The following is a 10,730-nucleotide window of genomic DNA, read 5'->3' on the forward strand; positions in this document are numbered from 1 at the left end:
CCTTCCCGCCTGCCCCCGACACGACACCCAGGCCGGAGTCACGCCGAGCGCTGCCCGGCGCAGCGCCGCCAGCCCGGCCGCGTGCGCGCGTTCCGGCGTGAGCAGCACGGCCGTGACGCCCGCGCCTCTGCGGGCCAGCCGCGCCCCCGCGTACAGCGCGTCCCCGCCGTTGTCCCCGCTGCCGACCAGCAGCACCACCCGGCTGCCGTACACCCGTCCGAGCAACTCGGCGCAGGCGGCGGCCAGCCCGGCGGCGGCCCGCTGCATCAGCGCCCCTTCCGGCAGCCGCGCCATCAACTCCCGCTCGGCCGCCCGTACCGTCTCCACGCTGTAAGCAGTCCGCATGCCCCGAGTCTCTCCCGTAACCCCCGGACCACGCATCCGCCGCCGCCCGTGGGGTCACCCCTCCGCGATCACCACCGCCGAGGCCACCCCGGCGTCGTGACTGAGCGACACATGCCACGACCGGACCCCGAGTTCCGCCGCGCAGGCGGCCACGCTGCCCCGTACCCGCAGCCGTGGCCGCCCGCTGTCCTCGACGACGACCTCCACGTCCGTCCAGAGCAGCCCCGGCGGCGCGCCCAGCGCCTTGGCCAGGGCCTCCTTCGCCGCGAACCGCGCCGCGAGCGAGGCGGCACCGCGCCGATCCCCGCTCGCCAGGAACAACTCCCGTTCCACGAACAGCCGCCCGGCCAGCCCGGGAGTACGCTCCAGCGACTCCCGGAACCGGTCGATCTCGGCGACGTCGATCCCGACCCCGATGATGCTCATGACCGGCAGCCTACGGTCACTCCACGGTCACGGACTTCGCCAGGTTGCGCGGCTGGTCCACCTCGTTGCCGCGGGCGGTGGCCAGTTCGCAGGCGAAGACCTGGAGCGGGACCGTGGCCACCAGCGGCTGGAGGAGGGTCGGGGTGGCCGGGATGCTGATCAGGTGGTCGGCGTACGGCACGACCGCCTCGTCGCCCTCCTCCGCGATCACGATGGTCCGCGCACCGCGCGCCCTGATCTCCTGGATGTTGGACACGATCTTGTCGTGCAGCACCGAACGGCCGCGCGGCGAGGGCACGACCACGACCACCGGCAGGTCCTCCTCGATCAGCGCGATCGGCCCGTGTTTCAGTTCACCGGCCGCGAAGCCCTCGGCGTGCATGTACGCCAGTTCCTTGAGCTTCAGGGCGCCTTCGAGGGCGACCGGGTAGCCGACGTGCCGGCCGAGGAACAGCACCGTCTTCTTGTCCGCCAGCGACCGAGCCAGCGCCCGTACCGGCTCCATGGTCTCCAGGACCCGTTCGACCTCGCCGGAGATGTGCGAGAGGTCCCGGATCACCGCGCCGATCTCGTCGCCCCACTTGGTGCCCCGCACCTGGCCGAGGTAGAGGGCGACCAGGTAGCAGGCGACCAACTGGGTGAGGAACGCCTTGGTCGAGGCGACCGCGACCTCCGGCCCCGCGTGGGTGTACAGCACCGCGTCCGACTCACGGGGGATCGTCGAGCCGTTCGTGTTGCAGATGGCGAGCACCTTCGAGCCCTGTTCCCGGGCGTGCCGCAGCGCCATCAGGGTGTCCATGGTCTCGCCGGACTGCGAGATGGCGATGACGAGCGAACGCGAGTCCAGGATCGGGTCCCGGTACCGGAACTCACTGGCCAGCTCCACCTCGCACGGGATGCGGGTCCAGTGCTCGATGGCGTACTTGGCGATCAGCCCGGCGTGGAAGGCCGTACCGCAGGCGACGATGACGACCTTGTCGACCTCGCGCAGCTCCGCCGCGCCGATCCGGACCTCGTCGAGGGTCAGCGAGCCGTTCGTGTCGATGCGGCCCAGGAGCGTGTCGGCGACCGCCTTGGGCTGCTCGGCGATCTCCTTGAGCATGAAGTAGTCATAGCCGCCCTTCTCCGCCGCCGACGCGTCCCAGTCGACGTGGTACGAACGGACGTCCGCCGGGGCGCCGTCGAAGCCCGTCACCGTCACGCCGTCCCGGCGCAGCTCCACCACCTGGTCCTGGCCCAGCTCGATCGCCGACCGCGTGTGGGCGATGAACGCGGCGACGTCCGAGGCGAGGAAGGCCTCACCCGCTCCGACGCCCACCACCAGGGGGGAGTTCCGGCGGGCGCCCACGACCACGTCCGGCTCGTCGGCGTGCGCCGCGACCAGGGTGAAGGCGCCCTCCAGACGGCGGCAGACCAGCCGCATCGCCTCCGCGAGGTCGGCGGTGCCGGAGAACTCCTCGGCAAGCAGGTGCGCCACGACCTCGGTGTCCGTCTCGGACGCCAGGTCGTGCCCGCGCTCCGCCAACTCCGCGCGCAGCGCGGCGAAGTTCTCGATGATCCCGTTGTGGACGACGGCGACCCGGCCGGCGTTGTCGAGGTGCGGATGCGCGTTGGCGTCCGTCGGACCGCCGTGCGTGGCCCAGCGGGTGTGCCCGATTCCGGTGGACCCGGTCGGCAACGGCCGCTCCGTCAGTTCCTTCTCCAGGTTGACCAGCTTCCCGGCCTTCTTCGCCGAGGCCAGCCCGCCGTCCGCCAGCACCGCGACACCCGCGGAGTCGTACCCGCGGTACTCCAGCCGCTTCAGCCCGGCCACCACGACATCGAGCGCCGACTGCGCCCCTACGTATCCCACGATTCCGCACATGAGCGGCAGCCTAAGTGCGGACCCGGGCCCGAACACGGCTCAGCGTGCCCGGAATCGGAAATCGCGTCGCGGATCCGAACCGGTCATGGCACTCTCGATCAGCCCATCGCCCGCCGACCACCGGACCAGGAAAGGGAAGCGATGACGAAGCTCGTGTCATTCCCGTGCGGCGCATCGGAGGAGGGTCTGGACTGGTTCGCCACGTCCGCCCTCTTCGAGGACGCGGCCGCATTCATCCTCCGGCACGTGACGGACGACCAGGCGAAGCGTGCGGTCACCGCGGGCATCGCGTCGGGCTATGTGTTCATCGGGTCACTTCCCGAGCCCGACCAGACGAACGTCCTCACCGCGTTGCGCGACACGTTCGCCCACCACGTCGACTCCGAGATCTATCCGCCGCGGGTCACGGCCGGGATGGACGACCCGGACATCTTCGTCACGCACGCCAAGTCCCTCGCACACCTGGCGGCCGGCAGCCTCACCTCCCGCGGACCTGACCGCAGCCCCACGTGACGGACCCCACCCGCCGTCCTGTTCAAACTCCGTTAACAATGGAATGTGATCTCTCCGGTCTCCCCGATGCCCCGGAGCGCCCACCGGCACAGGCCGGAGGCGACTCCCTACGTCGACCTCACCCGCGCCGAGTGGAGCGCGCTGCGTGACAAGACGCCGCTGCCGCTGACCGCCGAGGAGGTCGAGAAGCTGCGCGGCCTCGGCGACGTCATCGACCTCGACGAGGTGCGGGACGTCTACCTGCCGCTGTCCCGGCTGCTCAACCTGTACGTCGGCGCCACGGACGGCCTCCGGGGCGCCCTGAACACCTTCCTCGGCGAACAGGGCTCGCAGTCCGGCACCCCCTTCGTGATAGGCGTGGCCGGTTCGGTCGCCGTCGGCAAGTCCACCGTCGCCCGGCTCCTGCAGGCCCTGCTCTCCCGCTGGCCCGAGCACCCGCGCGTCGAGCTGGTGACCACGGACGGGTTCCTGCTCCCGACCAGGGAGCTGGAAGCGCGCGGCCTGATGTCGCGCAAGGGCTTCCCCGAGTCGTACGACCGCCGGGCCCTCACCCGCTTCGTCGCCGACATCAAGGCCGGCAAGGGCGAGGTCACCGCCCCCGTCTACTCCCACCTCATCTACGACATCGTCCCCGACCGCAGGCTCACCGTCCGGCGCCCCGACATCCTGATCGTCGAGGGACTGAACGTCCTGCAGCCCGCGCTGCCCGGCAGCGACGGCCGCACCCGGGTCGGTCTCGCGGACTACTTCGACTTCAGCGTGTACGTCGACGCGAGCGAGGAGGACATCGAGCGCTGGTACCTCAACCGGTTCAAGAAGCTCCGGCAGACCGCCTTCCAGAACCCGGACTCGTACTTCCGCAAGTACACCCAGGTCTCGGAGGAGGAGGCCCTGGACTACGCCCGCGGCCAGTGGCGCACCATCAACAAGCCGAACCTGGTGGAGAACATCGCCCCCACCCGCGGCCGTGCCACCCTGGTCGTCCGCAAGGGCCCGGACCACAAGGTGCAGCGCCTGAGGCTGCGCAAGCTCTGACACCCGGGCCTGTTAGAAAGGCGCCATGCTGCATCTGCGCCTGATCACCCCGGCCGACCGCACCGACGACGTGGTCCGGCTGATCGAGACCACCGTCGGCACCACCCACCTCGTGGTCCTGCCGGGTGCCGCCCGCAACCCCGCGGGGGACGTCGTGATGTGCGACGTGGCCCGGGAGGCGGGCGACGAACTCATCGGCGCGCTACGGGTGTCGGGCCTGGACGAGACCGGCTCGATCGCCGTCGAGGACATCGACCTGACGCTGTCCCGCCGGGCCGACGAGGCCGAGGCCGAGGCGCCGGGCGAGGGCGCGGACGCGGTGCTGTGGGAGGAGCTGACGGAGGCGACCCACGAGGAGTCGACGCTGTCGGTCACCTACGTCGCGTTCATCACGCTGGCCACGATGATCGCGGCCTGCGGTGTCGTCCTGGACAACGCGATCCTGATCGTGGGGGCGATGGCGGTGGGCCCGGAGTTCGGCCCGCTGGCCGGCATCTGCACGGCGGTGGTGCGACGCCACCCCCGCCTGGCCCTGCGTTCCGTGATCGCACTGCTCGTCGGCTTCGCGGCGGCGATGCTGGTGACGGTCGGCTTCACCTACTTCATGGACGGCGTCGGCCTGTTCACCAGGGTGCAGCTGGAGGCCGGACGCCCGAACACCAACTTCATCTACCGCCCGGACGCGTTCTCGTTCGTCGTCGCGGTCCTGGCCGGCATCGCGGGCATACTCTCCCTGACCTCGGCGAAATCGGGCGCCCTGGTGGGGGTGGCCATCTCGGTGACGACGGTCCCGGCGGCGTCGAACGCGGCGGTGGCCTTCGCGTACAGCGAGTACCGGCAGGCGTGGGGTTCGACCGAGCAACTGCTCCTGAACCTGCTGGGCATCGTCCTGGCGGGCACCGCGACCCTCATCGCCCAGAAGTACTTCTGGAGACAGCAGCGTCAACAGGGTTAGGGGCGCGAGGAACTGCGCGACAGACCACGACGAAACCCGCAGCCCGCAACACACGCTCCCCGGCACCCCGTGCCCGGAAAAAAGGACTATCCCAGCGCCGACTTCACGGCATCGGCCAGCCGCCCCGCCACCGACCGCGCCTGCTCGATGTCGGCCGCCTCCACCATCACCCGCACCAACGGCTCGGTCCCGGAGGGGCGCAGCAGCACACGCCCCGTCTCGCCCAGCTCCCGCTCGGCCTCGGCCACGGCCGCCGCCAGGTCCCCCGACGTCTGCACGCGCGACCGGTCGACGTCCGGCACGTTGATCAGCACCTGCGGCAGCCGCTCCATCACCCCGGCCAGCTCCCGCAGGGACTTCCCGGTCTCCGCGACCCGCGCCGCCAGCAGCAGCCCGGTCAGCGTGCCGTCGCCGGTCGTCGCGTGGTCGAGGATGATGACGTGCCCGGACTGCTCGCCGCCGAGTGCGTACCCGTGCTCCTTCATCTCCTCCAGGACGTACCGGTCGCCGACCGCGGTCTGTACGAGGTGCAGCCCCGCCCGCTCCAGCGCCAGCTTGAACCCGAGGTTGGACATCACGGTGGCGACGACGGTGTCGGCCCGCAGCGCGCCCCGCTCCCGCATCGCGAGCGCGAGCACGGCCATGATCTGGTCGCCGTCCACCTCCTCGCCGGTGTGGTCCACGGCGAGGCACCGGTCCGCGTCGCCGTCGTGCGCGATGCCGAAGTCGGCGCCGTGCTCGACGACCGCGGCCTTCAGCGGGCCGAGGTGGGTCGAGCCACAGCCGTCGTTGATGTTGAGACCGTCCGGCTCGGCCCCGATGGTGACGACCTCGGCACCGGCCCGGCGGAACGCCTCCGGCGAGACCCCCGCGGCCGCGCCGTGCGCCTCGTCGAGAACGATCTTCAGGCCGTCGAGCCGGTTGGGGAGGACGGAGAGCAGGTGGCCGACGTACTTCTCGGAACCCTCGTCGTACGACCGCACCCGGCCGACGCCCGCACCGGTCGGCCGCTCCCAGGGCTCGCCGTGCCGGTGGGACTCGTACACCGCCTCGATGCGGTCCTCCAGCTCGTCGTCGAGCTTGTGGCCGCCGCGGGCGAGGAACTTGATGCCGTTGTCCGGCATGGCGTTGTGGCTGGCGGAGAGCATGACGCCGAGGTCGGCGCCGAGCGCGCCGGTGAGGAAGGCCACGGCCGGGGTCGGCAGGACGCCCACGCTCAGGACGTCGACTCCGGCGCTCGCGAGGCCCGCGACCACGGCCGCCTCCAGGAACTCCCCGGACGCGCGCGGGTCCCGTCCGACGACCGCCTTCGGGCGGTGGCCCTCGAACGTGCCCGCCTCGGCCAGCACGTGCGCCGCCGCGACCGACAGACCGAGCGCCATCTCGGCGGTCAGGTCCGCGTTGGCGACACCGCGCACGCCGTCCGTGCCGAAGAGTCGTCCCACTTGTCCTCCTGAGGAAGCGTCCTTGCTGCCAGAAAATGATGGCAGGCGCTTTGTCATGCGATCACACCAGACTTTGAGCGTCTTGTGTCGTTATACGCCCTCGCCTGGGATAAACGAACGCCCCGGCGGCACATGTGGCGTGCCGCCGGGGCGTTCGGAGTACGTGCAGGCGACTGGGATTAGCGCTTGCTGTACTGCGGGGCCTTGCGGGCCTTCTTGAGACCGGCCTTCTTGCGCTCGACCGCACGGTCGTCGCGCTTGAGGAAGCCGGCCTTCTTGAGCGGGCCGCGGTTGTTGTCGACGTCGGCCTCGTTCAGCGCGCGGGCGACACCGAGACGGAGCGCACCGGCCTGACCGGAGACACCGCCACCGGCGATGCGGGCGACGACGTCGTAACGGCCCTCGAGCTCCAGCACCTTGAAGGGCTCGTTGACTTCCTGCTGGTGCACCTTGTTCGGGAAGTAGTCCTCGAGGGTGCGACCGTTGATCTTCCACTTGCCGGTGCCCGGGACGATCCGGACGCGGGCGATGGCGTTCTTGCGACGGCCCAGGCCGGCGGCCGGCTGCGGGTCGCCGAAGCGGGACGCGAGGGACTCGGAGGTGTACTCGCCCTCGACGGGGACGTCCGACTCCGTGGTGTAGCTGTCGATGTCAAGCTCTTCGAGCGGCTGCTCGGCAGTGGTCTCGGCCACGATTCTCCTCAGATTCTCTTCAGTCTTAGGGGGTGGCCGGACTTACTGCGCGACCTGGGTGATCTCGAACGGCACCGGCTGCTGCGCAGCGTGGGGGTGCACGTCACCCTTGTAGACCTTCAGCTTCGAGAGCATCTGACGGCCCAGCGTGTTCTTGGGGAGCATGCCCTTGACGGCCTTCTCGATGGCCTTCTCGGGGTTCTTGTCGAGCAGCTCGTCGTAACGGACGGAGCGCAGACCACCCGGGTAGCCGGAGTGGCGGTACGCCATCTTCTGGGTCCGCTTGTTGCCGGACAGGTGCACCTTGTCGGCGTTGATGATGATGACGAAGTCACCGGTGTCGACGTGGGGCGCGTAGATCGGCTTGTGCTTGCCGCGGAGAAGCGACGCGGCGGTGGTGGCGAGACGGCCCAGGACGACGTCCTGAGCGTCAATGACGTGCCACTGGCGAGTCACATCGCCGGGCTTGGGGCTGTACGTACGCACTTCGCAGCCTTCTTCTTCAGTGGATGGGTGCTGACACATGGCATCACTGAAGCGATCGTGCAGCTGGGGACGACAATGCCGGGGACGCTGCCCGTATGCCGCCCACTGGTAACTGCTCCAGGGAACCTAGGTAGAGGCCACTCCCGTGAGAATGAGCGAGCCAATACACAACGAAGAGCCAGCGTACCGGGACGCCCCCGGACGGGTCAAAACGAGCTCGCGGCGACACTCCCGCGCCATCGAGGACGCGTACCTGCGCCGGGATGCTCCCCCGTGCCCCAAAGGTCCACTATCACCGTTCGTACTGTCGCACCGGCACCCCGCTTCCCCCGTCTAAGATGCGCCCCATGAGTTATGGGCAGGGGGGACCCCAGTCCCAGTGGGATCCCTGGAAACCGCAGTCTCAGCAACCGTGGAGCAGCGGCAACGACCAGACCCCGGACTGGGCGGCGCTGGCCGAGGCCTCGGAAACGCGCAACAAGCGGCGCAGAGTGCTGTTCATCGGCGGTGGTGTGGTCGCCACGCTGGCGATCGGCACCGCCGTCGCGATGGCCGTGGTGTCCGCGACCGGCGACAACAAGGCCTCCGGCACGCCCACCAACCTGCCCGCGAGCGCCTCGCTGCCCAGCGAGTCCGCGGACTCGGTGCCGTCCTTCGCGCCGACCAGCGCGCCGCCGCCGCTGGACCCGCAGGACTTCATATCCAGCGTGCAGAAGGACACCGCGCCGCTCAGCGCCGAGACCCTCTTCCCGGGCACCCAGCTGACCATGGGCGAGACGGTCTACAAGAAGGGCGCGACGGCCGACACCAAGAACTGCGCCTCGGTCGCCAAGGGCACCCTGGTCAACGTCCTCACCAAGAACAACTGCACCCGGCTGCTGCGCGTCACCTACAGCAAGGACGGCGTCGCGGTCACGGTCGGGGTGGCCGTCTTCAACACCGAGGCCCAGGCCGGCAAGGCCAAGAGCGAAGCCGACAAGAAGGGTTTCGTCAGCTCGCTCGCGGGCGCCGGCGTGAAGGCCTTCTGCGACTCCGGGGTCTGCCGTACGACGGCCAACTCCTACGGCCGCTACGCCTACTTCACCACCACCGGCTTCACCAGCGGCAAGGACGTCACCACCCAGGACACCAAGGTCTTCCGGACCGGCGACGACCTGGCGGAGTTCACCTTCCGCCAGATCCGCCGCCGCGGCGAGGCCCAGGCCTCGGCGGCGGCGAACCAGTGACCGCGGGGATCTCGAACCGGTGACCCCGGCGGTCTAGCAGCACCCGGCGGACGGCAGCGACCTCTTGTTGCGGGCTTCCTTGTTGCGCGCGGCGAGAAGCTCGTCCGCCGGGTAGCCGACCTCCTCCAGGGTCAGGCCGTGCGGTCGTACGACGTGCACGGCCGAGTCCCTGACCCCGGCGGCCAGCACCTTGCCCGGCCACTCCGGGCCCCGGTGCCCGTCCCCCACGAACAGCAGCGCGCCGATCAGGGACCGCACCATGTTGTGGCAGAACGCGTCGGCCCGCACGGTGGCCGTGACGATCCCGTCGGCCCCCCGCGCCAGGCTCAGCTCCTGGAGGGTCCTGATGGTCGTCGCCCCCTCCCGCCGCTTGCAGTACGCCGCGAAGTCGTGCTCGCCCAGCAGCCGCGAGGCCGCCTCGTTCATGGCCGGCACGTCGAGCGGCCAGTCGTGCCACAGCACGTGGTTGCGCAGCAGCGGATCGACACCGCCGGGCCTGTCGGTCACCCGGTACGCGTAGCGCCGCCAGACGGCCGAGAAACGCGCGTTGAAGCCCTCCGGGGCCTCGGTGAGCGACCACACCCGGACGTCCTTCGGGAGCCGTCCGGCCAGCCGCTTCAGCAGCTTCTCGCCCTGCTCCTCCCACAGCCCGGCCGGCAGGTCCACGTGCGCCACCTGTCCACGCGCGTGCACCCCGGCATCGGTCCGCCCGGCGACGGTCAGCTCGTACGTCGTCTCCTGCGACCGCGTGACGACGCGCAGCGCGTCCTCGATCTCCCCCTGCACGGTCCGCTTCCCACCGGCCTGCTTGGCCCAGCCGTGGAACTGGGTTCCGTCGTAGGACAGGTCGAGTCGGATACGGACATGACCAGGCTGCACTTCGTCACTCACAGGAGAATCCTCTCAAGGCAAGAAAGCGGGCCCGTCCCCATGAAAGGAACGGACCCGCTCACGCGCCCCCTCAGGGGCGCGGGGAACTGCGCGACCAGCCACAACGGACCAGCAGCCAAAGGACGGCCTTACGCCTCCTTCGACTCCTCGCCCTCGGCGGGCGCCGCGTCCTCGACGACCTCGGTCTCCTCGACCTTGGTCTCCTCGGCCTCCTTGACCGCACGCTTGGTGGCGGCCTCGGCCTCGCCGGTGGCCTGCTGCGCGACCGTCAGCGCCTCGACCAGCTCGATGACGGCCATGGGCGCGTTGTCGCCACGGCGGTTACCGATCTTGGTGATGCGGGTGTAACCACCCGGACGGTTCTCGTAGCGGGGGCCGATCTCGGTGAAGAGCGTGTGCACGATGCTCTTGTCCGTGATCACCTGGAGCACCTGACGGCGGTTGTGAAGGTCGCCCTTCTTCGCCTTGGTGACCAGACGCTCGGCGTACGGGCGCAGGCGGCGGGCCTTCGCCTCGGTGGTGGTGATACGGCCGTGCTCGAAGAGCGACTTCGCGAGGTTCGCGAGGAGCAGCTTCTCGTGCGCGGCACTGCCGCCCAGACGGGCACCCTTGGTGGGCTTCGGCATGGTTCTTCTCCTGTGTGTCTGCCCCGGCCGTGTCAGGTACCGGGGTCAGGAACCCGGTGAGCGGATGCCCACCGGCAACGACCGGTCACGTACTTCTCAGTACTGCTCGGTCTCCACGAAACCCGCGTCCGCGTCGTCGTCGGCGCCGAAGGCGTCGGCGGCGGCCGTGGGGTCGAATCCGGGCGGGCTGTCCTTCAGGGCCAGGCCCATGCCGGCCAGCTTCGCC

12 protein-coding genes and 1 pseudogene are annotated in these 10,730 nt (G+C 70.1%); 4 read left to right on the forward strand and 9 right to left on the reverse strand.

Annotated features, from left to right (window positions below; all coding sequences use genetic code 11):
* The 3 genes from ABZ646_RS29860 to glmS form a co-directional block, all read right to left on the reverse strand.
* Nucleotides 1–345 (reverse strand): NAD(P)H-hydrate epimerase (locus ABZ646_RS29860; protein WP_360525478.1); only part of this gene is annotated, 345 nt, incomplete at its 3' end.
* A 54-nt stretch (nucleotides 346–399) separates the two neighbouring features.
* Complete coding sequence (locus ABZ646_RS29865; RefSeq protein ID WP_360525481.1) at nucleotides 400–771, reverse strand: holo-ACP synthase; 372 nt, start codon at nucleotides 769–771, stop codon at nucleotides 400–402.
* A gap of 16 nt (nucleotides 772–787) precedes the next feature.
* The gene (gene glmS / locus ABZ646_RS29870) at nucleotides 788–2,635 is read right to left on the reverse strand and encodes a glutamine--fructose-6-phosphate transaminase (isomerizing) (protein ID WP_360525484.1); all 1,848 of its coding nucleotides are present in this window, start codon (nucleotides 2,633–2,635) and stop codon (nucleotides 788–790) included.
* 141 nt (nucleotides 2,636–2,776) lie between these two features.
* Here glmS and ABZ646_RS29875 point away from each other — a divergent pair, with 141 nt between their 5' ends.
* The 3 genes from ABZ646_RS29875 to ABZ646_RS29885 all read left to right on the forward strand — a co-directional run bounded on the left by ABZ646_RS29875 (nucleotide 2,777) and on the right by ABZ646_RS29885 (nucleotide 5,138).
* Nucleotides 2,777–3,148 carry a hypothetical protein gene (locus ABZ646_RS29875; RefSeq protein WP_360525487.1) on the forward strand — a complete coding sequence of 124 codons (372 nt, stop codon included), beginning with the start codon at nucleotides 2,777–2,779 and terminating at the stop codon, nucleotides 3,146–3,148.
* Nucleotides 3,149–3,214: 66 nt separating this feature from the next.
* Nucleotides 3,215–4,183, forward strand: a complete 969-nt coding sequence (gene coaA, locus ABZ646_RS29880) for a type I pantothenate kinase (protein WP_360525490.1) — start codon at nucleotides 3,215–3,217, stop codon at nucleotides 4,181–4,183.
* Between the two features lie 25 nt (nucleotides 4,184–4,208).
* Nucleotides 4,209–5,138 carry a DUF389 domain-containing protein gene (locus ABZ646_RS29885; protein WP_360525493.1) on the forward strand — a complete coding sequence of 310 codons (930 nt, stop codon included), beginning with the start codon at nucleotides 4,209–4,211 and terminating at the stop codon, nucleotides 5,136–5,138.
* Nucleotides 5,139–5,224: 86 nt separating this feature from the next.
* Here ABZ646_RS29885 and glmM read toward each other — a convergent pair whose 3' ends face one another.
* The 3 genes from glmM to rplM all read right to left on the reverse strand — a co-directional run bounded on the left by glmM (nucleotide 5,225) and on the right by rplM (nucleotide 7,761).
* The gene (gene glmM / locus ABZ646_RS29890; RefSeq protein ID WP_360525496.1) at nucleotides 5,225–6,583 is read right to left on the reverse strand and encodes a phosphoglucosamine mutase; all 1,359 of its coding nucleotides are present in this window, start codon (nucleotides 6,581–6,583) and stop codon (nucleotides 5,225–5,227) included.
* 179 nt (nucleotides 6,584–6,762) lie between these two features.
* Nucleotides 6,763–7,275, reverse strand: a complete 513-nt coding sequence (gene rpsI, locus ABZ646_RS29895; protein ID WP_093499626.1) for a 30S ribosomal protein S9 — start codon at nucleotides 7,273–7,275, stop codon at nucleotides 6,763–6,765.
* Between the two features lie 42 nt (nucleotides 7,276–7,317).
* Complete coding sequence (rplM, locus tag ABZ646_RS29900; RefSeq protein ID WP_020941688.1) at nucleotides 7,318–7,761, reverse strand: 50S ribosomal protein L13; 444 nt, start codon at nucleotides 7,759–7,761, stop codon at nucleotides 7,318–7,320.
* A gap of 347 nt (nucleotides 7,762–8,108) precedes the next feature.
* Here rplM and ABZ646_RS29905 point away from each other — a divergent pair, with 347 nt between their 5' ends.
* Nucleotides 8,109–8,987, forward strand: a complete 879-nt coding sequence (locus ABZ646_RS29905) for a hypothetical protein (RefSeq protein WP_360525501.1) — start codon at nucleotides 8,109–8,111, stop codon at nucleotides 8,985–8,987.
* A 33-nt stretch (nucleotides 8,988–9,020) separates the two neighbouring features.
* Here ABZ646_RS29905 and truA read toward each other — a convergent pair whose 3' ends face one another.
* The 3 genes and pseudogenes from truA to ABZ646_RS29920 form a co-directional block, all read right to left on the reverse strand.
* Nucleotides 9,021–9,878 (reverse strand): tRNA pseudouridine(38-40) synthase TruA, encoded by an 858-nt coding sequence (truA, locus tag ABZ646_RS29910; protein WP_360525504.1) that lies wholly within the window; start codon nucleotides 9,876–9,878, stop codon nucleotides 9,021–9,023.
* Between the two features lie 128 nt (nucleotides 9,879–10,006).
* Nucleotides 10,007–10,504 carry a 50S ribosomal protein L17 gene (rplQ, locus tag ABZ646_RS29915; protein ID WP_360525507.1) on the reverse strand — a complete coding sequence of 166 codons (498 nt, stop codon included), beginning with the start codon at nucleotides 10,502–10,504 and terminating at the stop codon, nucleotides 10,007–10,009.
* A 96-nt stretch (nucleotides 10,505–10,600) separates the two neighbouring features.
* Nucleotides 10,601–10,730 (reverse strand): annotated as a pseudogene (locus tag ABZ646_RS29920) (DNA-directed RNA polymerase subunit alpha); the annotation flags it as partial.

The sequence above is a fragment of the Streptomyces sp. NPDC007162 genome (assembly GCF_040634175.1).
GTDB lineage: Bacteria > Actinomycetota > Actinomycetes > Streptomycetales > Streptomycetaceae > Streptomyces.

Excerpts from the sequence above, each read along its gene's own strand:
- ABZ646_RS29865 (WP_360525481.1), bottom strand. The coding sequence starts at position 771 with ATGAGCATCATCGGGGTCGGGATCGACGTCGCCGAGATCGACCGGTTC.
- ABZ646_RS29875 (WP_360525487.1), top strand. The coding sequence starts at position 2,777 with ATGACGAAGCTCGTGTCATTCCCGTGCGGCGCATCGGAGGAGGGTCTG.
- ABZ646_RS29905 (WP_360525501.1), top strand. The coding sequence starts at position 8,109 with ATGAGTTATGGGCAGGGGGGACCCCAGTCCCAGTGGGATCCCTGGAAA.
- glmS (WP_360525484.1), bottom strand. The coding sequence starts at position 2,635 with ATGTGCGGAATCGTGGGATACGTAGGGGCGCAGTCGGCGCTCGATGTC.
- ABZ646_RS29885 (WP_360525493.1), top strand. The coding sequence starts at position 4,209 with ATGCTGCATCTGCGCCTGATCACCCCGGCCGACCGCACCGACGACGTG.
- rplQ (WP_360525507.1), bottom strand. The coding sequence starts at position 10,504 with ATGCCGAAGCCCACCAAGGGTGCCCGTCTGGGCGGCAGTGCCGCGCAC.
- coaA (WP_360525490.1), top strand. The coding sequence starts at position 3,215 with ATGCCCCGGAGCGCCCACCGGCACAGGCCGGAGGCGACTCCCTACGTC.